Genomic DNA, 23,681 nt, shown 5'->3' with positions numbered 1-23,681 from the left:
TTATGACAGACAGACTTGGACCGGTGGGCGCTGTGCCGCGCGAACGCGACACACGCCTCGACGTCTTCCGGGCGCTTGCCCTGCTGACGATCTTCGTCAATCACGTTCCGGGCCAGTATCTGGAACACCTGACGCATAAGAACTTCGGCTTTTCCGATTCGGCGGAAGCCTTCGTCCTCATTTCGGGCATGTCGGTCGGGCTTGCCTATGGTTCTCGTTTTGCGGTCGGCGAGCGGCTGGCGGTGACGCTGCGCATCCTGCGCCGGGCGCTGACGCTTTACGTCGCGCATATCATGACGAGCGTCATCACCTTCGCGATCTTTGCCGGCGGCGCCCTCTGGTTCGGCCGGCCGGATCTCCTGTCCGAGATCAACCTGCGCGCCGTGGTCGACCGCACGGAGCAGGGCGTGGTCAGCATGGTGCTGCTCGGCCATCAGTTCGGCTACAACAACATTCTCTCCATGTATGCCGTACTGTTCCTGATGCTGCCGGGCTTCCTTTGGCTCTATCGGCGCAGCGCCTGGCTGCTGCTCGCCGTTTCCGGCACGCTCTGGCTCTGTGCCGGCATCTGGCAGATCGCGCCGTCGAATTTTCTCGACGACGGCTACTGGTTCCTCAATCCGCTGTCCTGGCAGTTCCTGTTCGTCATCGGCTTCGTCGGCGTGTTGCGGGCGAAGAGGAAGGGTTTTCCGCGCAATCCGGTGCTGATGGCGCTGTCGGCCGCCTACCTCGTCGTGTCAGGGCTCTGGGTCGTGCTCGCCTGGTGGAACATCGACTTTTCCTATGGCCTGCCGGCAGTGCTGACCGGCTTCGACAAGACGTTCCTGTCGACCACCCGGCTGCTCCATGTGCTGGCCGGCGCCTATCTGGTGGCGACGATCCCGGTTCTGTCCAACTGGGCCGCCTTGCCGCTCTCCCATCCGCTGGTGGCCGTGGGGCGGCATTCGCTTGCCGTCTTCATCTTCGGCACAATCCTTGCGATGACGGGGCAGGTGATGATGTTCGTGACCGGCAAGAACCCGATCCTCGGTACGCTCTACGCGATCCTCGGCATCGCGCTGCACATCGCCTATGCGCGCTATCTCGACTGGCAGGCGGCCGTCATCAGCCAGAACGCGAACCGGCAGGGCTTGCAGGCCCTGCCGGTCAAAAGGAACGACTCGCAACGATGAGAGAGACGTCAGGCGGCGGTGTGGCTCTTGCGCACGTCGTCGTCCGTCAGGATGCCGCTCGCCCGCAGCAGGGCGGCGAAGCGGCCGTTGCTCTGGCTGAGGTCGTTGAACGTGCCCATCTCGGCCACCTTGCCATGGTCCATGAAGACGACGAGGTCGGCTTCGCGGACGGTGGACAGGCGGTGGGCGATGATGAAGGTCGTGCGGTTGCGGCGCAATTGGTCGATCGCCGCCTTCACACGCGCTTCCGTTTCCACGTCGAGCGCACTGGTCGCCTCGTCGAGCACGAGGATCGGCGCGTTCTTGAGGATGGCGCGGGCAATGGCGATGCGCTGGCGCTCGCCACCGGAAAGCCGGTTGCCGCGTTCACCCACATGGGTCTCGTAGCCGCTCTGGCGAGAGGTGATGAAGTCGTTCGCGGCGGCAGCTTCCGCCGCGGCCTCGATGTCTTCCTGCGTCGCACCTTCGCGGCCGAGGCGGATATTGTCCGAAATCGAGCGATTGAGAAGGCCGGCATCCTGGAAGACGGTGGCGATCGAATGGCGCAGCGACTTGCGCGTCACCGTGGCGATATCGACGCCGTCGATAAGGATCTGGCCGGATTTCGGCTCGTAGACCCGCTGCAGCAGGTTGATGAGCGTCGTCTTGCCGGCACCCGTGGGGCCCACGATGGCGACGGTCTGGCCGGCCTCTACCGTGAAGGAGACGTCGCTGACGCCCTGTGTCGCATTGGCGAAGTCGAAGTTGACGTTGCGGTATTCGACCCGGCCCTTGACCTCGCCGAGATCGCCGGCGTTGACCGGCTCCTCGCGTTCCTTCACCGCGTCTTCCAGCGTGAAGAAATCCTCCAGCTTGGCGCGCGCTTCGAAAATCTGCGTGGCGAAGGCCTTCATCTGGTCGAGGCGGCCGATGAGCAGGCCGGCGAAGCCGATAAAGGCGATGACGTCGCCGACACGGATTTCGCCACGCTGCACCAGCACCGTGCCGATGACGAGGATCGTCATCATGGAAATCGTCGAGGCGATGCGGTTCAGCGCGCTGGCAATCGCCCACCAGTCGAGCACAGGAAACTGCGCGTTGATCAGGCGTTCGGCAAAGCGCTTCAGCTCGCGCGTCTCGGATTCGATGCGGTTGTAGCTGTGCACGACCGAAACGTTGCTGATCGAGTCCGACACGTGGGAAAAGACGGTGTGGTAGTGGTTTTCAACCGATGCCTGGCCTTCGCGGGTGCGGTTCATCACGACCTTGCCGATGATGACATAGAGCACGCCAAGCACCACCAGCACGATCGACAGGCGGTAATCCATGACGAACGCAGTCGGGATCAGCAGAACGAGCGCGACGGCGGTCGCCAGATGCGTGCGCATGAATTCCAGCCACAGGCCGAACAGCGTTTCGCAGGCCCGCAGCAGCGTGTGCAGCGCGTTCGAGGTGCCGCGCTGGCTATGCCAGGCAAGCGGCATGGAAATGATGCGGCCGAACGCCTCCGTCAGAAGGCTCGCACGACGGCCATGCGCCAAACGGTCGGCCTCGCGGGCGACGAGCACATAGGCGATCGTGTTGAACAGGCCGAAGCCCGCCCACATGGCCAGCATCGGCGTGACGTCTCCCTTGGAGGAGATGGCGTCGATGATGCGGCCGAACAGGATCGGTTCCGCAATGGTAATGATTGCCAGCACGATGTTGGCCACAACCACCGAGCCGACGCGAATCTTGTAGACCCCAAGATAGCTGAGGGCTCTTGCATAAACCTGAAACAAAGACACGAAATAAGGCCTTTCCGGCGATACCTGTTGTGCGGTGCAGCGAAAGCACCTGTTCTCTTTGCAGTGCGCTGTTAATCAGCGGAAGGGGCAAAAGTTCTTCGGCAGCGTGCAAATTTCATGACTCCCATGAAATCTTGCGTGATTTTCCATTTTCCGCTGCGCTATGTCCCTTGGCCGATTGATTTTCATCCTTCGATCCTGCCAATTGTATGCGGGGCAACATGAATGGGACATGACTGGTCCGAACGCGGGGCCGGCTTTGGTTTTTTTCAGAATTGGATTTGGGGCGCTTCACGCGCGAGGCATATGAAGATCAACTTGCTGGTGCAGTTCCTTGCACTGATCGACGAGTTGCGAGGTCGGGACGAGACTACGGCCGAGTTTGAGCGTCTTCTCCTGCTCTATGGCTTCGACTACTACGGTCTCATCCAGGCACCGAAGCCGGTGGAAAGCCCGACCAACCTGTTGCTCGCCGGCCGCTGGCCAAAGGGCTGGCCGGAAACCTATCTGCGCAAGCGCTACATGCAGGTCGATCCGACGATACGTTATCTCGGCCATGCGCAGGCCGGCTTTCGCTGGCGCGACACGCTCGGCGCCTTCCGCCTGAGCCCGCATCGCAAGCGCATGGAGCGCATGATGGTCGATGCGCGGCACAACGGGTTGGAGGACGGCTACATGTTTCCCGTTCACGGCCGACGCGGCCTTATCGGCAGCCTCAGCCTGGGCGGCAAGCCGGTCGAACTGGAAAGCGTCGAGATCGGTCTTTTCGACGGCATCGCCCGGCGGCTCTTCTGGAAACTCATCCAGGCGGCCGATCCGGAAGAGGCGGCACGCCTCTCCGCCATCGTCGACGTGGAATTGACGCGCCGCGAAATGGAGGCGCTGAGCCTGCTTGCCGAGGGCATGACCTCGCACGATATCGGCCGGGTGCTCGGCATCTCCAGTCACACGGTCGACTGGTACATGAACGGCATCCAGGAAAAGCTCGGCGCGCGCAACCGGCACCACGCCATCGCCATCGCCTTCCGGCTCGGCCTTGTCTCCTGACTGTCGTAATTCTTTTGTCGAACGACGACTCCAAAATTGAACTTTGAAAATAACCCGCTAATAATTCTCTTCGCGGGTGCAGCATTTCCCGTTTTCAAGTCACTGAGGAGTCCGACTTGCCCATTTCCAAGATCCTTGTCGCCAACCGTTCCGAAATTGCCATCCGCGTGTTCCGCGCAGCCAACGAGCTCGGCATAAAAACGGTCGCGATATGGGCGGAAGAGGACAAACTCGCGCTGCACCGCTTCAAGGCGGATGAAAGCTACCAGATCGGCCGCGGCTCGCATCTGGCGCGCGATCTCGGGCCGATCGAGAGCTATCTCAATATCGAGGAAGTGATCCGCGTCGCGAAGCTTTCCGGCGCCGATGCGATCCATCCGGGTTACGGCCTGTTGTCGGAAAGCCCGGAATTCGTCGATGCCTGCGATGCCGCCGGCCTCATCTTCATCGGCCCGCGGCCGGATACGATGCGCCAGCTCGGCAACAAGGTCGCCGCGCGCAACCTTGCCATTTCCGTCGGCGTGCCGGTCGTGCCGGCCACCGATCCGCTGCCGGACGATGCGGACGAGGTCCACCGCTTGGCCGCTGAAATCGGCTATCCCGTCATGCTGAAAGCCTCCTGGGGCGGCGGCGGGCGCGGCATGCGCGCCATCCGCGACCCGAAGGACCTGCTGCGCGAGGTGACGGAAGCCAAGCGCGAGGCCAAGGCCGCCTTCGGCAAGGACGAGGTCTATCTCGAAAAGCTCGTCGAGCGCGCCCGCCACGTCGAAAGCCAGATTCTTGGCGATACGCATGGCAATGTCGTGCATCTGTTCGAGCGCGATTGTTCGGTCCAGCGCCGCAACCAGAAGGTTGTCGAGCGCGCACCGGCCCCGTATCTGAGCGAGGCGCAGCGCCAGGAGCTGGCCGCGCATTCCATCAAGATCGCCAAGGCGACGAACTATATCGGCGCCGGCACGGTCGAATATCTGATGGATATGGATTCGGGCAAATTCTACTTCATCGAGGTGAACCCGCGCATCCAGGTCGAGCACACCGTCACGGAAGTCGTGACCGGCATCGACATCGTCAAAGCGCAGATCCACATCCTCGACGGCGAGGCGATCGGCACGCCGGAATCGGGTGTGCCGGCGCAGGCCGATATCCGCCTCAACGGCCATGCCCTGCAGTGCCGCATCACCACGGAAGATCCGGAACAGAACTTCATCCCCGACTATGGCCGCATCACCGGCTACCGTTCGGCCTCCGGCTTCGGCATCCGTCTCGACGGCGGCACGGCCTATCCGGGCGCGGTGATCACCCGCTTCTACGATCCCCTGCTCGTCAAGGTCACGGCCTGGGCACCAAACCCGAAGGAGGCGATCGCCCGCATGGACCGGGCGCTGCGCGAATTCCGCATCCGCGGTGTAGCCACCAACCTCACCTTCCTTGAAGCGATCATCAGCCACGAGGCCTTCCGCGACAACAGCTATACGACCCGCTTCATCGACACGACGCCGGAACTCTTCCAGCAGGTGAAGCGTCAGGACCGCGCGACGAAGCTGCTCACCTATCTCGCCGACGTCACCGTCAACGGCCATCCGGAAGCGAAGGGCCGTCCGAGGCCGCCGGCGGATGTCGCCAAGCCGATCGTCCCCTTCATCGAAGGCAAGATCGTCGCCGGCACCAAGCAGAAGCTCGACGAACTCGGCCCGAAGAAGTTCGCCGAATGGGTGCGCGGCGAAAGCCAGGTCTTCCTGACCGACACGACCATGCGCGACGGCCACCAGTCGCTGCTCGCCACCCGCATGCGCACGCATGACATCGCCCGCGTCGCCGGCACCTATGCGCGCGCGCTGCCGCAGCTCTTCTCGCTGGAATGCTGGGGCGGCGCGACCTTCGACGTCTCCATGCGCTTCCTCACGGAAGATCCGTGGGATCGTCTCGCCCGCATCCGGGAGGACGCGCCGAACCTGCTCCTGCAGATGCTGCTGCGCGGCGCCAACGGCGTCGGCTACAAGAACTACCCCGACAATGTCGTGAAATATTTCGTCCGCCAAGCGGCGAAGGGCGGCATCGACGTGTTCCGCGTCTTCGACTGCCTGAACTGGGTCGACAACATGCGTGTGTCGATGGATGCGATCGCGGAAGAGGGCAGGATCTGTGAGGCGGCGATCTGCTACACCGGCGACCTCCTCAATTCCGCCCGCCCGAAATATGATCTGAAATACTACACCGCGCTCGCCGCCGACCTGGAAAAGGCCGGCGCCCACATGATCGCGCTGAAGGACATGGCGGGCCTCCTGAAGCCTGCTGCCGCCCGCGTGCTGTTCAAGGCGCTGCGCGAGGCGACCGACCTGCCGATCCATTTTCACACGCACGATACGTCCGGCATTGCCGCCGCGACCGTGCTCGCCGCCGTCGAATCAGGTGTCGACGTGGTGGACGCGGCAATGGATGCGCTGTCCGGCAACACCTCGCAGCCCTGTCTCGGCTCGATCGTCGAGGCGCTGAAGGGCACGGAGCGTGATCCGGGCCTCGATCCGGCATGGATCCGCCGCATCTCCTTCTACTGGGAGGCCGTGCGCTACCAGTACGCCGCCTTCGAAAGCGACCTCAAGGGGCCGGCGTCCGAAGTCTACCTGCATGAAATGCCGGGCGGCCAGTTCACCAACCTCAAGGAACAGGCCCGCTCGCTCGGGCTTGAGACCAAGTGGCACAAGGTCGCCCAGGCCTATGCCGACGCCAACCAGATGTTCGGCGATATCGTCAAGGTGACGCCGTCCTCCAAGGTGGTGGGCGACATGGCGCTGATGATGGTCAGCCAGGACCTGACGGTCGCGGACGTCCAGAACCCAGGCAAGGACGTCTCCTTCCCGGACTCGGTCGTCTCGATGCTGAAGGGCGATCTTGGCCAGCCTCCGGGCGGATGGCCACAGGCACTGCAGAAGAAGGCACTGAAGGGCGAGGCGCCCTATACCGCCGTGCCCGGCTCGCTGCTGCCCCCGGCCGATCTCGATGCCGAGCGTAAAACCATCGAGGACAAGCTGGAGCGCAAGGTCGACGACTTCGAGTTCGCCTCCTACCTGATGTATCCGAAGGTCTTCACGGACTACGCGCTTGCCGCCGATACCTACGGCCCCGTCAGCATTCTGCCGACGCCGGCCTATTTCTACGGCCTTTCGCCCGGCGAAGAACTGTCGCCGGAGCTGGAAAAGGGCGTCTCGCTCGTCATCCTGCACCAGGCGCAAAGCGAGCCGGATACGCAGGGCATGGTGAAGGTGTTCTTCGAGCTGAACGGCCAGCCCCGCCTCATCAAGGTTCCGGACCGCAACCGCGCTGCGACGTCGACGGCCCGCCGCAAGGCGGACATCGCCAACGCCACCCATCTCGGTGCGCCGATGCCGGGCGTCATCTCGACGGTCTCGGTCTCGGCCGGCCAGTCGGTCAAGGCTGGCGACGTGCTGCTCTCCATCGAGGCGATGAAGATGGAAACGGCGCTGCATGCGGAAAAGGACGGCACGGTCTCGGAAGTGCTGGTGAAGGCCGGCGACCAGATCGACGCCAAGGACCTGCTCATCGTCTACGGCGCCTGAGCGGTCCCTACCTCACCTTCGTCATCCTCGGGTCGACCGGGGATGACGTCGTGGTGGGAGAGGCTTTTCGACAAACTGAGGGGATGGGGTAACTCCATCCCCTTTTTGGTCTTGCTTTCCGGTAAGGCCGGACGCAAAACGCGGCGGAATTGTCATACAAACGTGGGCTTTCCATGAGCTTCGTCATCCGCACCGCCGATCTCGGCGATATTGCTGCCTTCACAGAAATCTACCGCGAATCCGTCCTGAACGGGGTGGCGAGCTACGAGGTCGACCCGCCGTCGCTTGACGAGATGGGGACGCGCTTCAAGGCAATCACCGATAAGGGCTACCCCTATATCGTGGCGATCGAGCAGACCGGCCTCATCCTCGGCTATGCCTATGCATCGGCCTTCCGCACGCGGCCGGCCTATCGCTGGCTCGTCGAGGATTCTGTCTATCTGGCGCCGGAAGCGCGTGGCAAGGGCGTCGGCAAGGCACTGCTGGCGGAATTGATCCGCCGCTGCACGGAGCTCGGCTTTCGCCAGATGGTGGCCGTCATCGGCGGCGCGCACCCCGCCTCCATCGCCGTGCACAGCGCGGCCGGCTTCGAACATTCAGGCCGCATGACGGCAACCGGCTTCAAGCACGGGCGCTGGCTGGATACGGTGTTCATGCAGCGCGCGCTCGGCGAGGGCGCCGGCACGGAGCCGTCCGGGCAGGACTATCCGGGAACGATGGCTTAAAAGTCGCTACGTCTCGATGAGCCGCAGCGCTTTGTCGAACACCTTGAGAACCTGGCTCAGCTCGTGGCCGCGTTTCAGGATGGTCCCGTGCTGGTTGATGACGCTGTAGGCGCCCTGCTTGGCGGTGAGCTTGGGGTTTTTCTCGACGCGGTAGAGTGGCATTTCGCCGGACCGCTTGAAGATGGAGAACACCGCCTTGTCGCGCATATGGTCGATGGCGTAGTCGCGCCATTCGCCTTCGCCGACCATGCGGCCGTAGACCCGGAGGATTGCGTCGAGCTCTCGTCGATGGAACGTTACGGGCAGCGGATCCTTGCTGCTCCTGTATTCCCTGAGGTCGACCACGCCATTGGAAGCCTGCAAATCCGGCTGATCAGTCATCGAATCTCCGCACCTCGTCTGTGACGGCGAGGTGACAGTGTGCCTGACCGGAGCCGAAATGCAAGGCGGATGGGCCGAGACTTGCGTTTTCGCAAAAATCGACTTCGCCGCATTTCAGACAAACAGACGCCCAAATTTGCAGCGAGAGTTCGCCAGTCGCAGCCCATGCCTGCCTGCTGCCTTGTGCGGGAAGCCGGTTGGTAGGGTGAGCGCCTGTCGAAGTTGCCCTGTATTCCGTTGCCGGTAACTTCGTCTTGGTCCGGTCCGTGTTTCTTCGAACCCTCAAGCCCCAGCCCCTCGAGGAAACCGGACCGGGCCTCCCCTGACGTGCTTGCGCACTTCAGGTTTGTCTTTCGCATACCGTCCCCGCAAAACCGCTTCACACTTTAGCGCGGTATGCTCTGCGGGAGATTTACCGAGACTTCTTGTCGCCCGTCAGCACCGTCGCGCCCAGAATGGCGCCGGGCGTATCGGCCGTCTGCATGCGCTGGATAAGCACGGCGCAGCCGCCGGACTTCTTTTTCTTGTTCAGCATGTCGGCCGGCAGCACCAGGTTGGTCTCCTTGCCTTCCCACATGCCGATCGTTTCCATGTCTGTGACGGCATGCCAGTAGTTGACCGTCTTGCCGAGATTCTCGCCCTTGTCGATGTTGATCGTGCGCTCGCGCTCGAAATAGGCGATGACGATATTGGCCTTGCCTTCGCCAGGGCCGACGCGGATGCGCAATTCGTCGTTCTTGACCTCGACATCGACCGGCACGGTCAGCCCCTTGCCCTCGTCGGGCATGGCACCGATACGCGAACGGATGCCGGAAATATCCGCGCCGTTGATGTGCTCGCGGCCGTTCAGCACGGCCTGTGGGGTATAGACGCCGTTGCGGCCGAACATGCGGGCATAGGCATATTGCCGGTCGGTATTGTCCTTGGAGGCGAGCGTGTCCGCCCAGCCGAGATAGTTCCAGTAGTCGACATGGTAGGAGAGCGCGACGACCTCGCCTTCACGGGCAAGGGTTTCCAGCGCCTTGTCGGCCGGCGGGCAGGATGAACAGCCCTGGCTGGTGAAGAGTTCGACGACACCCTTGGGCTTCGTTACTTCCTGCGCATGCGCAGCCCCTGTGCCGGCTCCCAACGCGAGCAGGATCGCCAGACAATCCAGTATGTGCGGTCTCGGCATGATCATTTCCAATGGAGCGCCGGCAATGGCCAGCCGTTTGAGCCGTCATACGCGCTTGCCGGTTCAACAGGAAGTCACGATGGAGTGAGCTTCATAGCGGAGAAAAAGGCTCCGGAAAACGAAAAATGCCGGGGTTTTGGCCCCGGCATTTCGTGTTTTGACGCTGAAACCGATCAGGCGGCGAGGTCGCGCAGAACGGTCTGCAGGATGCCGCCATTGTTCATGTAGGTGACTTCGTCGAGCGTATCGATGCGGCAAAGCAGCGGAACCTCCTTCACCGTGCCGTCGGCATAGGTGATCTTGGCGATCTTCTTCTCGCGCGGCTTGATGTCGCCTTCCAGGCCCTCGATGGTGACGACTTCGTCGCCCTTGAGGTCGAGCGACGCCCAGGTCGTGCCTTCCTCGAAGACGAAGGGCACGATGCCCATGCCGACGAGGTTGGAGCGGTGGATACGCTCGAAGGACTGTGCCACCACGGCCTTGACGCCGAGCAGGTTGGTGCCCTTGGCCGCCCAGTCGCGCGACGAGCCGTTGCCGTATTCGACGCCGGCGAAGATGACGAGCGGAACGCCCTCGGCCTTGTACTTCATGGCCGCGTCGTAGATCGACATCTCTTCCTTCGTCGGATAGTGGATCGTGTAGCCACCTTCCTTGCCGTTCGGGCCGAGCATGTGGTTGCGGATGCGGATATTGGCAAAGGTGCCGCGCATCATCACTTCATGGTTGCCGCGGCGCGTGCCGTACTGGTTGAAGTCGGCAACGGCAACGCCGTTGTCCGTCAGGTAGGCACCGGCCGGAGACGCGGCCTTGATCGAACCGGCCGGCGAAATGTGGTCGGTGGTGATCTTGTCGCCGAACAGGCCGAGGACGCGCGCACCCTCGATGTTCTTGAGGCCCGAGCCGGTCTTGCCCATGCCGACGAAGTAGGGCGGGTTCTGCACATAGGTCGAGTGGTCGTCCCAGGCATAAGTCTGGCCGGCGGGTACCTGCACGGCCTGCCAGTTCTCGTCGCCCTTGAACACGTCGGCATATTTCGCGGCGTAGAGCGCGCGGGTGACGTATTTCAGGATGAACTCCTGGATTTCCTGCGAGGTCGGCCAGATGTCCTTGAGGTAGACCGGGTTGCCGTCCTTGTCTTCGCCGAGCGGCTCCGTCGTCAGGTCCTTCTGGACCGAACCGGCGAGTGCGTAGGCGACGACGAGCGGCGGCGAGGCGAGGTAGTTCGCCTGCACGTCCGGCGAAATGCGGCCTTCGAAGTTGCGGTTGCCGGAGAGAACGCCGGCGGCAATCAGGCCCTTGTCGTTGATCGTCTTGGAGATCGGCGCCGGCAGCGGACCGGAATTGCCGATGCAGGTCGTGCAGCCGAAGCCGACGAGGTTGAAGCCGAGCTTGTCGAGGTCGGCCTGCAGGCCGGACTTGGCAAGGTATTCGCCGACGACCTGCGATCCCGGTGCCAGCGACGTCTTGACCCACGGCTTCGTCTTCAGCCCCTTGGCGACCGCGTTGCGGGCGAGGAGGCCTGCGGCGATGAGGACCGACGGGTTGGACGTGTTGGTGCAGGACGTGATGGCGGCAATGGCGACGTCGCCATGGCCGAGATCATAGTCGGTGCCTTCGACCGGGTAGCGGTTCGAAAGCTGGCCCGGCTTCTTGTAGTCGGTGTCCATCGAACCGGCGAAGCCAGACGCGATGTTTTCCAGCGGGATGCGGCCTTCCGGACGCTTCGGGCCGGCCATGGCCGGCACGACGGCGCCGAGGTCGAGTTCGAGCGTGTCGGTGAAGACGAGGTCGGACCCGTCATTGTCACGCCACATGCCCTGCGCCTTCGAATAGGCTTCGACCAGCGCGATGCGCTGCTCTTCGCGGCCGGACATGGTGAGGTAGTTGACGGTTTCGCCGTCGACCGGGAAGAAGCCGCAGGTCGCGCCATATTCCGGACCCATATTGCCGATCGTCGCGCGGTCGGCGAGCGTCATGTTGTCGAGGCCGGGGCCGAAGAATTCGACGAACTTGGAGACCACGCCCTTCTTGCGCAGCATCTGCACGACCATCAGTACGAGGTCGGTCGCAGTGACGCCTTCCTTCAGCTTGCCGGTCAGCTTGAAGCCGATGACTTCAGGCAGCAGCATGGAGACCGGCTGGCCGAGCATGGCGGCTTCGGCTTCGATGCCGCCCACGCCCCAGCCGAGAACGCCGAGGCCGTTGATCATGGTCGTGTGGCTGTCGGTGCCGACGCAGGTATCCGGGTAGGCGATGATCTCGCCGTCTTCTTCCTTGGTCCAGACCGTCTGGCCCAGATATTCCAGATTGACCTGATGACAGATGCCGGTGCCCGGGGGAACGACGCGGAAGTTCTTGAACGCCTGCTGGCCCCACTTGAGGAAGCGGTAGCGCTCGCCGTTGCGCTGGTATTCCAGCTCGACGTTGCGGGCAAAGGCGGTCGGTGTGCCGAATTCGTCGACGATGACGGAGTGGTCGATGACGAGGTCGACGGGAACGAGCGGGTTGATCTTTTCCGGGTCGCCGCCAAGCGACACCATCGCGTCGCGCATGGCCGCCAGGTCAACGACGGCCGGAACGCCGGTGAAGTCCTGCATCAGCACGCGCGCCGGGCGATAGGCGATCTCGTTTTCGACCGTACCCTTGTTCGTCAGCCAGTCGACGACGGAGAGGATCTGCTCCTTGGTGACCGAACGGCCGTCCTCGAAGCGCAGCAGGTTCTCCAGAAGCACCTTCATGGAATAGGGCAGCTTCGAGACGCCGGCCAGCCCGTTCGCCTCAGCCTTGGGAAGGCTGTAATACACATAGTCGGTGCCGTTGACCGTAAGGGTCGAACGACAATTGAAACTGTCTAGGGATTTGGACACTTTATACCCCGTCTCGTCTGGCGCCAGAAAGCTGACGTACGAACGCCCTTGCGCTGTTCAAGCGCGTTATGGGATGCGGGTGCGGTCATTTCCGCTGTCCGTACGCGGAATTCATTCCGTGTTCGGCGCTTGGATGAAATTCACGCCGACCGCTGGCGTGTTGCGGGCGTTATAGATAATTTCTAAACAAGGTTCCAGAGCGCCGAAGGGCAAATCGGGACAATTTTTTTGCATTGCGACCAATGTCGTAAAAGGAAAGTGAAACGCCATGCGGCTCGTCGCCGAGGGATTGAGCGCCAAGCGCGGCGAGGATTTGATTTTCCAAGATATTTCCTTTGAAATCCCGCGCGGCGAGGCCCTCGTCGTCAAGGGGCCGAACGGCTCGGGAAAGTCGACCTTGCTGCGCGTCCTGGCCGGCCTTCTGCCGGCGGAAACGGGCACGGCAAAACTCGTTGCTGCGGCGCAACCGGTGGAGCGTCTCGACGAGGCCTGCCACTATCTCGGCCACCGCAATGCGATGAAGCGCGAGCTGACCGTCGACGAGAATCTCACCTTCTGGAAAGCCTTCTTCGGGGATTTTTCAGGTGGCGCCGGCATCTCCGTCGACGAAGCCGTCGAATCAGTCGGCCTCGGCGACATCGCCCACCTTCCCTTCGGTTATCTCTCCGCCGGCCAGCAGCGCCGCATGGCCATGGCAAAGCTTCTCGTCGCCTGGCGCCCGGTGTGGATCCTCGACGAGCCGACGGCCGCGCTCGATGTGGACGCCGAAAAAATGTTCGCCGGCCTCGTCACCACCCACCTCACCCGCGGTGGCATCGCGATTGCCGCGACGCACCAGCCGCTGGGGCTGGACGGGTTGAGGGAGTTGCGGATGACGGGGTTCGCGGGTGTGGGGGAGAAGGTGTGGTGATGCGCTTCGCGACCCCCCTCTGCCCTGCCGGGCATCTCCCCCACAGGGGGGGAGATTGGCTGGGTGACAAGGCATTCTCCCTTCCGCAACGTTCGCGATGGGCGAAGCGTTTCCGCGATTCGATCTCCCCATTTGTGGGGGAGATGCCCGGCAGGGCAGAGGGGGGTGAGCCACGCCCACAGCACAGCGAGGTCCCCGCATGATCGCCCTCCTCGCCCGCGACCTCAAACTCTCCGTCCGTGCCGGCGGTGGTGCCCTCATCGGCGTGCTGTTCTTCATGACAGTCGTCGCCGTCATCCCCTTCGGCGTCGGCCCCGATCTCAACCTCCTGTCGCGAATCGGACCGGCGATCCTCTGGATCGGCGCCCTGCTTGCCTCGCTGCTCGGCCTCGACCGGCTGTTCCAGGCCGAGCGCGAGGATGGCTCGCTCGATCTTCTGCTGATGCAGGAGACGCCGCTGGTGCTTGTGGTATTCGTCAAATGCATTGCGCACTGGGTCGCGACCGGCCTGCCGCTCGTCATCGCCTCGCCCTTGCTCGGCCTTTTCATGAACATGGACGAGGTGGCGATCGGTGCGACGACGCTGACGCTGCTGGCAGGGACGCCGGCGATCACCTTCATCGGAGCGGCCGGTGCCGCGATCGCGGTGGCACTGCCGCGCGGCGGGCTGCTTGTGTCGATCCTCGTGCTGCCGCTTGCCATCCCCGTGCTGATCTTCGGGGTGAGTGCGGTCTATGCAGCGATCCAGGAACCGGCCCCCTTCCTGCCGCCCTTCCTCATTCTTGTCGCGATCAACCTGTTCTTTGCCGTGCTCGGGCCTGTCGCGGCGGCGGCGGCCCTTCGCCTGTCCAGCGACTGACACGAATGTGATTGCGGCAGATCAATTGAAGATACCGGGCTTACACGTTAAAGAACCATCATGAGCGAACCGAGCCTTGCCATCCGCAAATTCAGCGATCTCGCCAACCCGACGCGGTTTCTGGCGCTGGTCTCGACCGTCTGGCCCTGGCTTGCCGGGCTGACGCTCTGTCTGTTCGCGGTCGGGCTCTATCTTTCCTTCACGACGGTGGGCGATTACCAGCAGGGCGAGACGGTGCGCATCATGTATGTGCATGTGCCGGCCGCCTGGCTTTCCATGATGTGTTACACCGTCATGGCACTGTCCGCGCTCGGCACCTTGGTCTGGCGCCACCCGCTCGCGGATGTCTCGGCGAAGGCCGCAGCACCCATCGGCGCCTGTTTCACGCTCGTCGCCCTCATCACCGGCTCGCTCTGGGGCAAGCCGATGTGGGGCACCTGGTGGGTGTGGGATGCACGGCTTACCTCCGTCTTCGTGCTGTTCCTGATGTATCTCGGCCTGATCGCGCTCAACCGCGCCATGGACGAGCCGACCCGTGCTGCAAAAGTCAGCGCCGTGCTGATCCTCGTCGGCTTTGTCAACATCCCGATCATCAAGTTTTCCGTCGAGTGGTGGAACACGCTGCACCAGCCGGCAAGCGTCATCCGCCTGGACGGGCCGACGATTTCCGGCGAATTCCTCCGCCCGCTGCTCGTGATGGCCATCGCCTTCACCATGCTGTTCTTCACGCTGCACATTCTCGCCATGCGCAACGAGATCCTGCGCCGGCGCATTGCCGCGCTGCGCCGCCACGCCGCCCGTTCCGCCGGAGGTGCCGCATGAGCCACGCCTTCTACGTCACGGCGTCCTATATCGCTGCCTTCTCGGTCTCGATCGGCCTCATCCTGTGGGTCTGGCTCGATCATCGCGGCCGTCATCGCGAGCTTGAACGGCTGGAAGCGGCCGGCGTGCGTCGCCGCTCCGCCCGTGAGGAAACCCGATGAGCGAATCAGAAGGCACTGCACAGGGTGCTGGCACGCGCACGCGCCTGATTCTTGCAGCACTACCGCTGGCGATTTTTCTCGGTCTCGCGCTGATCTTCTGGACGCAGCTCAATTCCGGCCGCGATATCTCTGAAATCCCCTCCGCGCTGATCGGTACCAAGGCGCCGTTTCGCGATCTCGAGCCGCTAGCGGGTGCGCTAAAAGATGGCGTGCAGGTTCCCGCCCTTTCGGCGGAAGCCGTGAAGGGTAAGCTGACGCTGGTCAATTTCTGGGCGTCCTGGTGCGTGCCGTGCCGGCAGGAGCATCCAGTCATCCTGTCGCTGTCCAAGGACCCGCGCCTCACCGTGGTCGGCGTCAACTACAAGGACGGCAGCGAAAACGCGCTGCGTTTCCTCGGCGAACTCGGCAATCCCTTCTCCGCCATCGGCCTCGATCCCGTGGGGAAAATGGCGATCGACTGGGGCGTCTACGGCATCCCCGAATCCTATCTCGTCGGCCCGGATGGCACGATCCTTTACAAGAAGGTCGGGCCATTCGATGAAAAGAGCCTGAAGGACGGGCTTTTCCCCGCGATCGAAAAGGCACTGGGCGCGCCTGCTAAAGCGGGCTGATGGTGTTTGCCGTAAATCCTCGGGGCAAGCCCGAGGATGACGGCGGGGAGGAGAGACCCCCAAGACCTTTGGACGGTGCGGAAGGCGACGTCGTTACTTGAGCCGCCGTTCGTCTCTTCTTTCGTCCATCCTCGGGCTTGACCCGAGAATCCACACAGCATCCGATGACGGAAAAGCAGTGCCCGCGACGTTGTCCTTACGGCGCCTTGCCCTCTTCGGGCTGTTCGATCGAGTGGCGCATGATCAGCGGCATCTGGGAGAGCGTGAAGAGAATGGTGATGGGCATCGTGCCCCAGACCTTGAACGCCACCCAGAAGTCGGTCGAGAACGACCGCCAGACGACTTCGTTCATCACGGCAAGCACGAGGAAGAACAGGCCCCAGCGCAGCGTCAGCTTGCGCCAGCCTTCGTCGGTCAGCTTGAAGGCGGCGTGGAAGACGTAGCCGAGCAGGGATTTGCCGAACAGAAGGCCGCCGAGCAGGATGGTGCCGAACAGCGTGTTGACGATGGTCGGCTTCATCTTGATGAAGGTGTCGTTCTGCAGCCACAGCGTCAGCGCGCCGAAGACCAGGACAACGATGCCTGAGATCAGCGGCATCATCGGCAGCGTGCGGGTCAGGATCCACGAGACGATCAGGGCGAGCGCGGTGGCCGCCATGAAGAGGCCGGTGGCGATGAAGATCGGTCCGCCCATTTCGGCAAGCACCGGAAACTGCGCCGCCAGCCATTCGCCGCGCGAATTGGCGAAGAAGAAGACGACGAGGGGGCCGAGCTCCAGCACCATCTTGAGGAGGGGGCTGACCTTCTCCTCCGTCTTGGCCGGGGTTTCCAGCGTAACCTTGCTCATTCTCCAACTCCTGCGATCGCTTCCGCGAAATCCTTGGCCTCGAAGGGTTCGAGATCGTCGACCCCCTCTCCGACACCGATGAAATAGACCGGCAGCTTGTGTTTGGCGGCAATCGCCACAAGGATGCCGCCGCGGGCCGTACCGTCCAATTTTGTCATGATCAGGCCCGTGACGCCCGCGACGTTGCGGAAAATCTCGACCTGGTTCATCGCGTTCTGCCCGGTTGTAGCGTCAAGCGTCTGGAGAACCGTGTGCGGTGCGTCCGGATCGAGCTTGCCGAGCACGCGAACGATCTTTTCCAGCTCCGCCATCAGCTCCGTCTTGTTCTGCAACCGGCCGGCCGTGTCGACGATCAGCACGTCGCTTTTCTTCAGCTTGGCCTGTTCGTAGGCCTCGTAGGCGAGGCCTGCCGCATCGGCGCCGAGCTTGGACGAGACGATGTCGGAGCCGGTACGCTCCGCCCAGATTTTCAGCTGCTCGATGGCAGCGGCGCGGAACGTGTCGCCGGCGGCCAGCATCACCTTCAGGCCGGCGCCCGAGAGCTTGGCGGCGAGCTTGCCGATCGTCGTCGTCTTGCCGGTGCCGTTGACACCGACGACGAGGATGACATGCGGCTTGTGATTGAGGTCGAGCTCCAGCGGCTTGGCGACCGGCGACAGCACCTTGGTGATCTCGCTTGCCATGATGCGCGAGACGTCGCCGCCCGTCACATCCTTGCCGTAGCGTTCGGAGGCCAGCGTGTCGGTGATGCGCAGCGCCGTTTCCACGCCGAGATCGGCCTGGATCAGCAGGTCTTCGAGGTCCTGCAGCGTCGCGTCGTCGAGCTTGCGCTTGGTGAACAGGCTGGTGATTTGGCCGGTGAGCTGCGAGGAGGTGCGCGAAAGCCCGTCGCGCAGGCGCTGGAACCAGGTGCGCTTCGGCTGCGCCACCGGCGTCTCCACGACGGCCGAGCGCTCGGCTGTGGCAAAACCCTTCGGCAGCACTTTCGGCTCGGTGCGGATTGCCTCTTCGAGAACGGGATCTTCGACTTCCGCAGGCGGCGCTTCCTCTATCGGGACGATTTCCGGTTCCGGTTCGGCGATCTCTTCCACTGGCGGGGCCGGCTCATCTTCAACGATGGCTTCTACCGGAGCCGCCGGCTCCTCTTCGACAGGCGCTTCAATAACGTCTTCCTCGGAGGTGACGTCATCACTCTCCGGCCCAGCTGCGGTTTCCACCTCAGCCGGCGCGACCGGATCCTCGGCAACCGGCAGATCCGGGGCATGCGGCAGCGGATAGATATCGGGCTCCGCTTCCTCCGGCACATGATGGGTGGCCTCGGGATTGGCGGCTTCCGCCTCGTCAAGCAGCGCGTCACGCTCCTCGACAGCATCGATGACGGCGATTTCCTCGCGCTCGGCTGCCTGCTCCGGCTCCGGCTCGATCACCTCGGCCGCAACGACCGGGGCTTCCGCCTCCGGCTTGGGCGCAGGGGCGGTGTCTTTTCCGAATGTAAAAATCTTCTTGATGAAGCCGAGGGCCATAAAAGTGTCCGCTAGTTGCGAAGGGGGGCGGTGCCGGGAGCATTCGCCGGCTGCATCGTCAGGTGTCTGCCATTGTGGCCGGTGATCGTCACCGGCACAAGGTCGCGAGGTTTGAGGCCCGCGGCATCGACGAGCGTGAAGTTTTCCGTATGGGCGAGGCCGTTGTTCTCGACGAGGATTTTTTGCACGGTGCCGACCATCTGGTCGAGATGGGCCTCGTGCAGCCGTTTTCCAGTGTCGCGCAGCCGGCCGGCGCGTTCCTTGACGATAGCGCGGTCGAGCTGCGGCATGCGGGCGGCCGGCGTGCCGGCGCGCGGGCTGTAGGGAAAGACGTGCAGATGGGCGATGCCGCAGTCTTCGGCATGCCGCTGCGCATTGGAAAACATCTCTTCCGTTTCCGTCGGGAAGCCGGCGATCATATCGGCGCCGAAACTCGCCTCCGGACGCAAGGTTTTCACCCGCTCGCAGAAGGCGACGGCATCAGCGCTGGAATGGCGGCGCTTCATGCGCTTCAGGATCATGTCGTCGCCATGCTGGAGCGAGAGATGCAGGTGCGGCATGAAATGCGGCTCGTCTGCGATCAGGTCCCAGAGGTGATCATCCGCCTCGATGCTGTCGATCGAAGAGAGGCGCAGACGCTGGATTTCCGGCACCTGCTTCAAAAGCGCCTTGGCGAGTTGGCCGAGGCTGGGTTTTCCGGGCAGATCGGCGCCGTAGCTGGTGGCATCGACGCCGGTCAGCACGATCTCCGAATAGCCGCTCTCGATGAGCCTGCGTGCCTGGTCGACGACGGCACCCATCGGCACGGAGCGGGAATTGCCGCGGCCGTAGGGGATGATGCAGAAGGTGCAGCGATGGTCGCAGCCGTTCTGCACCTGCACGAAGGCGCGCACATGGCCATCGATCAGCTTCACCATCTGCGGCGCGGTTTCCCGCACGCTCATGATGTCGTTGACGCGCAGCTTCTCTTCCGCCGAGACGCCGAAATCCGGTAGTGCACGGTAGGAGGCGCTCTTCAGCTTCTCCTCGTTGCCGAGCACGGCGTCGACTTCCGGCATCTCCGCAAAAGTGTGTTTTTCCGTCTGCGCGGCGCAGCCGGTGACGATAATGCGGGCATGGGGGTTGTTGCGGCGCGCGCGGCGGATGGCCTGGCGGGCCTGGCGCACGGCCTCGCCCGTCACGGCGCAGGTGTTCACCAGCACGGCATTGTTGAGCCCCGCCTTCTCGGCCTCCGCGCGCATCACTTCCGATTCGTAGGTGTTGAGCCGACAGCCGAAGGTTATGACCTCGACGCCGCTCAAAGGGCGGCCGCCTCGGCATCGTCCCGGCGGAAGGCGCCGGTCGCGGGGTCCAGCGTGCCCGACCATTCCCATTCGGCCGGGCCGGTCATGATGACGTGGTCGTCGTCGCGCCACTCGATCTGCAGCGTGCCACGGTTCGGGCTGCTGGCAACGGTGATCGTGACCTTGCGGCCGGTGCGGCCGGTGCGTGCGCCACTGACGCCCGAAGCGCAGGCGGCGGAACCGCAGGCGAGCGTCAGGCCGGCGCCGCGCTCCCAGGTGCGCGTCGTCATGGACGTCGGCGACGTGACCTGCGCCAGCGTGATGTTGGCCTTTTCCGGGAACATCGGGTGGTTTTCGAGCAGCGGGCCGAAACGGTCGAGGTCGAACGTCATCGGATCGCGATCGACCCAGAAAACGGCGTGCGGATTGCCCATCGACATGGCGGCGGGCGAATGCAGGATCGGATCGTCGATCGGCCCGATCTGCAATTCGATGCGGCTGGTGTCGTAGAATTCTTCCGCCAGCGGAATGCGGCTCCATTCGAAGACCGGCTTGCCCATGTCGACCGAAATCGTGCCGTCCTCGTGCTCGACGGCATTGAGGATGCCGGCGACGGTCTGGAAGGTGAAGACCTTGCGGCCGGTCTCGGCGGCGAGTGCCTGCACGACGCAGCGCGTGCCGTTGCCGCAGGCCTGCGCCTTCGTGCCATCGCAATTGAGGATGTCGATCCAGGCATCGGTGCCGTCGACCCTGGGGTCATGGACCGCCATGATCTGGTCGAAGCGGGTGGCGGGATCGGCTGCGAGCGCTATCGCCGCGGCCGGCGTCACGACATCCTTGCGGCCACGCATGTCCACGACCAGGATGTTGTTTCCCAGCCCGTTCATCTTCGCGAAGTCGACCGTCTTTGTCATCACGTATGCCCGATCGGGCCAAAAGGCCCCGTTGGGGGCGTATATGGCGGAAAAGCCCGCGGATTTCCAGTGCCTTGCATCAGGCCGTGGCGGCAGGGACCTCGAAGACTTCGCCGGGCCTCAAGGCGCGAAAACGTGCGCGCGCGATGCCGGCCGCGTCGAGGGCGGATTCCAGCGCGGCGAGCGGCTCGTCGACGCCCTCGTTTGTCAGCCGGAACGTACCCCAGTGATGGCCGGCGACATAGGCCGCACCGCTCGCCACCATGCCCTGCACCGCCTCGTACGGGTTCTGGTGCTGCGGGCGCATGAACCAGCGCGGCTCATAGGCGCCGAAGGGCAGGTTGGCGAGGCGGATCGCGCCGTGTTTCTCGCGGATCGCCCGGTAGTTGATGCCCTGGTGAAAGCCGGTATCGCCGATATGGTAGATCTTGCCGCCCGGCGTTTCGATGAGGAAGGCCGCCCACAGCGCCATGCGACGATCGCCGAGCCCGCGGGCCGACCAGTGGTGGCAGGGTTCGCAATGGAGCGTCACACCGTCGGCGACCGGAATGTCGCCGCCCCAGTCCATGGTCGTCACGCGCCCTTCGCCGACAACCGGTCCGATGATCCTGTCATTGCCAAGCGGTGTGACGATGCGGCAATCGTCCCGCTCGGCCAGCGCCTTCAGCGTGGCAAGGTCGAGATGGTCGTAGTGGTTGTGCGTGACGAGCACGAGGTCGATCTTCGGCAGATCGGCAAGCTTTATGCCCGGCGGGTTGACGCGCTTCGGGCCGGCAAAGCCGATCGGGCTCGCGCGGTCGCTCCACACCGGGTCGGTCAGGATGTTGAGGCCGGCCGTCTGGATCAGCAGCGCGGCATGCCCTGCCATGGTGACGACGAGGCGCTCGCCATTGACCTGCGGCTCCGGCACGGCGAAGGGAAAGGGGCTTGGCCAGTCGAGCGGCCAGGTCGCCTGACCGCCACCCAGTTTCCACCGCATCAGCTCGAAGAAGCTGTTCGGCTCTTCCCCATTGGGATTGAAGAAATAGGTGCCGTCGAAATGATCGCTGACCGGGCCGTCATAATAGCGGTTGGCAGCCATGCTGCGGCCGGCGAAAGCTCCGCCGGCAAGCGTTGCCAGGGCACCAAGGCTCGACCATTTCAGGAACTTGCGACGGTTCATTGACAATACATAAGTCCTGCCAGGGGCCGTCGCAATGTGCCGCGCGGGCCTCGCGGAAATGTGACCGACGCCTCGCCTGCCGGCTGATCCTTGACTTTCCGGCCTCTTTGCTGTTTAAGCCGCGCATCTGCGACAAGTGAGACGACTTGAAGCCACCGACCGGGACCCATTGCGGTATAAACAGATCCCGGAGGTCAACACCCGACAGCGCGATGCGCCCTCGGGTGCTTTTTGGCTTTGCGTCTTGTTTTTGTCACTGATGGCACCGACGTTTCCGTTCCGTGCGGAAACAAGAAGGATGACGTGATGTTTGAAACACTCCAGGACCGCCTTGGCTCCATTCTGAATGGATTGACGGGCCGTGGCGCGCTTTCCGAGGCCGATGTCTCGGCGGCGCTGCGCGAGGTCCGCCGTGCGCTGCTCGAAGCGGACGTGGCGTTGGAAGTGGTGCGCTCCTTCACCGATGCGGTGCGCGAAAAGGCCGTCGGCGCGGAAATCCTGAAGTCGATCAAGCCCGGCCAGATGGTCGTCAAGCTCGTGCATGACGAGCTTGTCTCGATGCTCGGCTCCGAGGGCGTGTCGATCGATCTCAATGCGGCGGCTCCCGTCGTGATCATGATGGTCGGTCTGCAGGGCTCGGGCAAGACCACCACTTCGGGCAAGATCGCCAACCGGCTGAAGACGCGCGACAAGAAGAAGGTCCTGATGGCCTCGCTCGATACGCGCCGTCCGGCCGCGCAGGAGCAGTTGCGGCAGTTGGGCGTCCAGGCGGGCATCGATACGCTGCCCGTTATTGCCGGCCAGTCGCCGACCGACATCGCCTCGCGTGCCGTGCAGGCCGCAAAACTCGGCGGCCATGACGTCGTCATCCTCGACACTGCCGGCCGTACCCATATCGACGAACCGTTGATGATCGAGATGGCGGAGATCAAGCGGAAGTCCAATCCGCATGAAATCCTGCTCGTCGCCGACGCGCTGACCGGTCAGGACGCCGTCAACCTCGCCCGCAATTTCGACGAGCGCGTCGGCATTACCGGCCTCGTGCTGACCCGCATGGACGGCGATGGTCGCGGCGGTGCGGCGCTCTCGATGCGTGCCGTCACCGGCAAGCCGATCAAGCTGATCGGCGTCGGCGAAAAGATGGGCGAACTCGAAGAGTTCCATCCCCGCCGCGTCGCAGACCGCATCCTCGGCATGGGCGATATCGTTTCGCTCGTCGAGAAGGCGGCGGAGAATATCGACGCCGAGAAGGCGGCCGCCATGGCCGCCAAGATGGCCAAGGGCAAGTTCGACCTGAACGACCTCGCCGACCAGCTGGGCCAGATGCAGAAGATGGGCGGTATGGGCGGCATCATGGGAATGATGCCCGGCATAGCCGGCATGAAGGACAAGATGTCCGCCGCCGGTCTCGACGACAAGCTTTTCGGCCGCCAGATCGCCATCATCAATTCGATGACCAAGGCCGAGCGCGCCAACCCGGACATGCTCAAGCATTCCCGCAAGAAGCGCATCGCCGCCGGCTCCGGCACCGATGCCTCCGACATCAACAAGCTTCTCAAGATGCACCGCCAGATGGCGGACATGATGAAGATGATGGGCGGCAAGAAGGGCGGCGGCATGATGAAGCAGATGATGGGCGGCCTTGCCGGCAAGATGGGCCTCGGTGGCCTTGGCGGCGGCATGGGCGGCATGCCCGATCTGTCGAAGATGGATCCGAAGCAGCTCGAAGCGCTTGCCAAGCAGGCGGAAGCCGCCGGCATCAAGCCCGGCAGCATGCCGGGCCTGGGCGGCGGTGGTCTTCCCGGTCTCGGCGGGGGCCGTCTTCCGGGTCTTGGTGGCCTGCCGGGCCTTCCCGGCCTGCCGAAGAAGAAGTGAGGAATTG

Annotated in this window: 19 protein-coding genes; 10 read left to right on the top strand and 9 right to left on the bottom strand. The window is 63.5% G+C overall.

The genetic code is table 11. The features are described from left to right. Positions 1-2 precede the first annotated feature (2 nt). Positions 3-1,172 carry an OpgC family protein gene (locus tag AC1RT2_RS12030; RefSeq protein WP_493102112.1) on the top strand — a complete coding sequence of 390 codons (1,170 nt, stop codon included), beginning with the start codon at positions 3-5 and terminating at the stop codon, positions 1,170-1,172. An 8-nt stretch (positions 1,173-1,180) separates the two neighbouring features. Here the strand turns inward: AC1RT2_RS12030 and AC1RT2_RS12025 are convergent, their stop codons facing one another. Continuing rightward, complete coding sequence (locus AC1RT2_RS12025) at positions 1,181-2,938, bottom strand: glucan ABC transporter ATP-binding protein/ permease (protein ID WP_069060638.1); 1,758 nt, start codon at positions 2,936-2,938, stop codon at positions 1,181-1,183. 306 nt (positions 2,939-3,244) lie between these two features. Here AC1RT2_RS12025 and AC1RT2_RS12020 point away from each other — a divergent pair, with 306 nt between their 5' ends. From AC1RT2_RS12020 to AC1RT2_RS12010, 3 genes are all read left to right on the top strand, one after another. Further along, a complete protein-coding gene (locus tag AC1RT2_RS12020; RefSeq protein WP_493102110.1) occupies positions 3,245-3,985 on the top strand; it encodes a LuxR family transcriptional regulator in 741 nt (246 codons plus the stop codon). 116 nt (positions 3,986-4,101) lie between these two features. Then, positions 4,102-7,560 carry a pyruvate carboxylase gene (pyc, locus tag AC1RT2_RS12015; RefSeq protein WP_493102108.1) on the top strand — a complete coding sequence of 1,153 codons (3,459 nt, stop codon included), beginning with the start codon at positions 4,102-4,104 and terminating at the stop codon, positions 7,558-7,560. Between the two features lie 173 nt (positions 7,561-7,733). After that, entirely contained in the window at positions 7,734-8,285 is a 552-nt protein-coding gene (locus tag AC1RT2_RS12010) for a GNAT family N-acetyltransferase (protein ID WP_069060641.1), read from the top strand. Between the two features lie 6 nt (positions 8,286-8,291). Here AC1RT2_RS12010 and AC1RT2_RS12005 read toward each other — a convergent pair whose 3' ends face one another. From AC1RT2_RS12005 to acnA, 3 genes are all read right to left on the bottom strand, one after another. Next, a complete protein-coding gene (locus AC1RT2_RS12005) occupies positions 8,292-8,666 on the bottom strand; it encodes a DUF2794 domain-containing protein (RefSeq protein WP_493102106.1) in 375 nt (124 codons plus the stop codon). A 412-nt stretch (positions 8,667-9,078) separates the two neighbouring features. Continuing rightward, positions 9,079-9,846, bottom strand: a complete 768-nt coding sequence (locus AC1RT2_RS12000; protein ID WP_493102104.1) for a DUF1223 domain-containing protein — start codon at positions 9,844-9,846, stop codon at positions 9,079-9,081. Positions 9,847-10,013: 167 nt separating this feature from the next. Beyond that, a complete protein-coding gene (acnA, locus tag AC1RT2_RS11995) occupies positions 10,014-12,707 on the bottom strand; it encodes an aconitate hydratase AcnA (protein WP_069060644.1) in 2,694 nt (897 codons plus the stop codon). Positions 12,708-12,975: 268 nt separating this feature from the next. Between acnA and ccmA the strand changes: the two genes are divergently transcribed. From ccmA to AC1RT2_RS11970, 5 genes are all read left to right on the top strand, one after another. Next, positions 12,976-13,617, top strand: coding sequence for a heme ABC exporter ATP-binding protein CcmA (ccmA, locus tag AC1RT2_RS11990; RefSeq protein WP_493102102.1), 642 nt, complete (start codon positions 12,976-12,978; stop codon positions 13,615-13,617). Between the two features lie 199 nt (positions 13,618-13,816). Continuing rightward, complete coding sequence (ccmB, locus tag AC1RT2_RS11985) at positions 13,817-14,476, top strand: heme exporter protein CcmB (protein ID WP_493102100.1); 660 nt, start codon at positions 13,817-13,819, stop codon at positions 14,474-14,476. A gap of 60 nt (positions 14,477-14,536) precedes the next feature. Next, complete coding sequence (locus AC1RT2_RS11980) at positions 14,537-15,298, top strand: heme ABC transporter permease (RefSeq protein ID WP_069060647.1); 762 nt, start codon at positions 14,537-14,539, stop codon at positions 15,296-15,298. Then, positions 15,295-15,459, top strand: coding sequence for a heme exporter protein CcmD (gene ccmD / locus AC1RT2_RS11975; RefSeq protein ID WP_069060648.1), 165 nt, complete (start codon positions 15,295-15,297; stop codon positions 15,457-15,459). Before AC1RT2_RS11980 ends, ccmD begins: the two co-directional genes overlap by 4 nt. Next, positions 15,456-16,070: a DsbE family thiol:disulfide interchange protein gene (locus tag AC1RT2_RS11970; RefSeq protein ID WP_493102097.1), complete on the top strand. Its 615-nt coding sequence runs from the start codon at positions 15,456-15,458 to the stop codon at positions 16,068-16,070. The genes ccmD and AC1RT2_RS11970 overlap by 4 nt, the downstream gene beginning before the upstream one ends. 196 nt (positions 16,071-16,266) lie before the next feature. Here the strand turns inward: AC1RT2_RS11970 and AC1RT2_RS11965 are convergent, their stop codons facing one another. The 5 genes from AC1RT2_RS11965 to AC1RT2_RS11945 form a co-directional block, all read right to left on the bottom strand. Further along, positions 16,267-16,917 carry a septation protein A gene (locus AC1RT2_RS11965; RefSeq protein ID WP_257950427.1) on the bottom strand — a complete coding sequence of 217 codons (651 nt, stop codon included), beginning with the start codon at positions 16,915-16,917 and terminating at the stop codon, positions 16,267-16,269. Further along, on the bottom strand, positions 16,914-18,440 hold the full coding sequence (gene ftsY, locus AC1RT2_RS11960; protein WP_493102095.1) for a signal recognition particle-docking protein FtsY: 1,527 nt from the start codon (positions 18,438-18,440) through the stop codon (positions 16,914-16,916). The genes AC1RT2_RS11965 and ftsY overlap by 4 nt, the downstream gene beginning before the upstream one ends. 11 nt (positions 18,441-18,451) lie before the next feature. Continuing rightward, a complete protein-coding gene (mtaB, locus tag AC1RT2_RS11955; protein WP_493102093.1) occupies positions 18,452-19,741 on the bottom strand; it encodes a tRNA (N(6)-L-threonylcarbamoyladenosine(37)-C(2))-methylthiotransferase MtaB in 1,290 nt (429 codons plus the stop codon). After that, positions 19,738-20,637 (bottom strand): diaminopimelate epimerase, encoded by a 900-nt coding sequence (gene dapF, locus AC1RT2_RS11950; protein WP_493102091.1) that lies wholly within the window; start codon positions 20,635-20,637, stop codon positions 19,738-19,740. The genes mtaB and dapF overlap by 4 nt, the downstream gene beginning before the upstream one ends. Positions 20,638-20,716: 79 nt before the next feature. Continuing rightward, entirely contained in the window at positions 20,717-21,799 is a 1,083-nt protein-coding gene (locus AC1RT2_RS11945; protein WP_493102089.1) for an MBL fold metallo-hydrolase, read from the bottom strand. A gap of 306 nt (positions 21,800-22,105) precedes the next feature. Between AC1RT2_RS11945 and ffh the strand changes: the two genes are divergently transcribed. Beyond that, on the top strand, positions 22,106-23,674 hold the full coding sequence (ffh, locus tag AC1RT2_RS11940) for a signal recognition particle protein (RefSeq protein WP_493102087.1): 1,569 nt from the start codon (positions 22,106-22,108) through the stop codon (positions 23,672-23,674). Positions 23,675-23,681 lie beyond the last annotated feature (7 nt).

This window comes from Shinella sp. GW821-FHT11G07, from assembly GCF_058808115.1.
Note: the sequence above shows the minus strand (reverse complement) of the source record. Positions and strands in the feature narration are given on the sequence as shown.

Excerpts from the sequence above, each read along its gene's own strand:
- AC1RT2_RS12030 (WP_493102112.1), top strand. The coding sequence starts at position 3 with ATGACAGACAGACTTGGACCGGTGGGCGCTGTGCCGCGCGAACGCGAC.
- AC1RT2_RS12020 (WP_493102110.1), top strand. The coding sequence starts at position 3,245 with ATGAAGATCAACTTGCTGGTGCAGTTCCTTGCACTGATCGACGAGTTG.
- AC1RT2_RS12010 (WP_069060641.1), top strand. The coding sequence starts at position 7,734 with ATGAGCTTCGTCATCCGCACCGCCGATCTCGGCGATATTGCTGCCTTC.
- AC1RT2_RS12005 (WP_493102106.1), bottom strand. The coding sequence starts at position 8,666 with ATGACTGATCAGCCGGATTTGCAGGCTTCCAATGGCGTGGTCGACCTC.
- AC1RT2_RS12000 (WP_493102104.1), bottom strand. The coding sequence starts at position 9,846 with ATGATCATGCCGAGACCGCACATACTGGATTGTCTGGCGATCCTGCTC.
- ccmA (WP_493102102.1), top strand. The coding sequence starts at position 12,976 with ATGCGGCTCGTCGCCGAGGGATTGAGCGCCAAGCGCGGCGAGGATTTG.
- ccmB (WP_493102100.1), top strand. The coding sequence starts at position 13,817 with ATGATCGCCCTCCTCGCCCGCGACCTCAAACTCTCCGTCCGTGCCGGC.
- AC1RT2_RS11980 (WP_069060647.1), top strand. The coding sequence starts at position 14,537 with ATGAGCGAACCGAGCCTTGCCATCCGCAAATTCAGCGATCTCGCCAAC.
- ccmD (WP_069060648.1), top strand. The coding sequence starts at position 15,295 with ATGAGCCACGCCTTCTACGTCACGGCGTCCTATATCGCTGCCTTCTCG.
- AC1RT2_RS11970 (WP_493102097.1), top strand. The coding sequence starts at position 15,456 with ATGAGCGAATCAGAAGGCACTGCACAGGGTGCTGGCACGCGCACGCGC.
- AC1RT2_RS11965 (WP_257950427.1), bottom strand. The coding sequence starts at position 16,917 with ATGAGCAAGGTTACGCTGGAAACCCCGGCCAAGACGGAGGAGAAGGTC.
- ftsY (WP_493102095.1), bottom strand. The coding sequence starts at position 18,440 with ATGGCCCTCGGCTTCATCAAGAAGATTTTTACATTCGGAAAAGACACC.
- dapF (WP_493102091.1), bottom strand. The coding sequence starts at position 20,637 with ATGACAAAGACGGTCGACTTCGCGAAGATGAACGGGCTGGGAAACAAC.
- AC1RT2_RS11945 (WP_493102089.1), bottom strand. The coding sequence starts at position 21,799 with ATGAACCGTCGCAAGTTCCTGAAATGGTCGAGCCTTGGTGCCCTGGCA.
- ffh (WP_493102087.1), top strand. The coding sequence starts at position 22,106 with ATGTTTGAAACACTCCAGGACCGCCTTGGCTCCATTCTGAATGGATTG.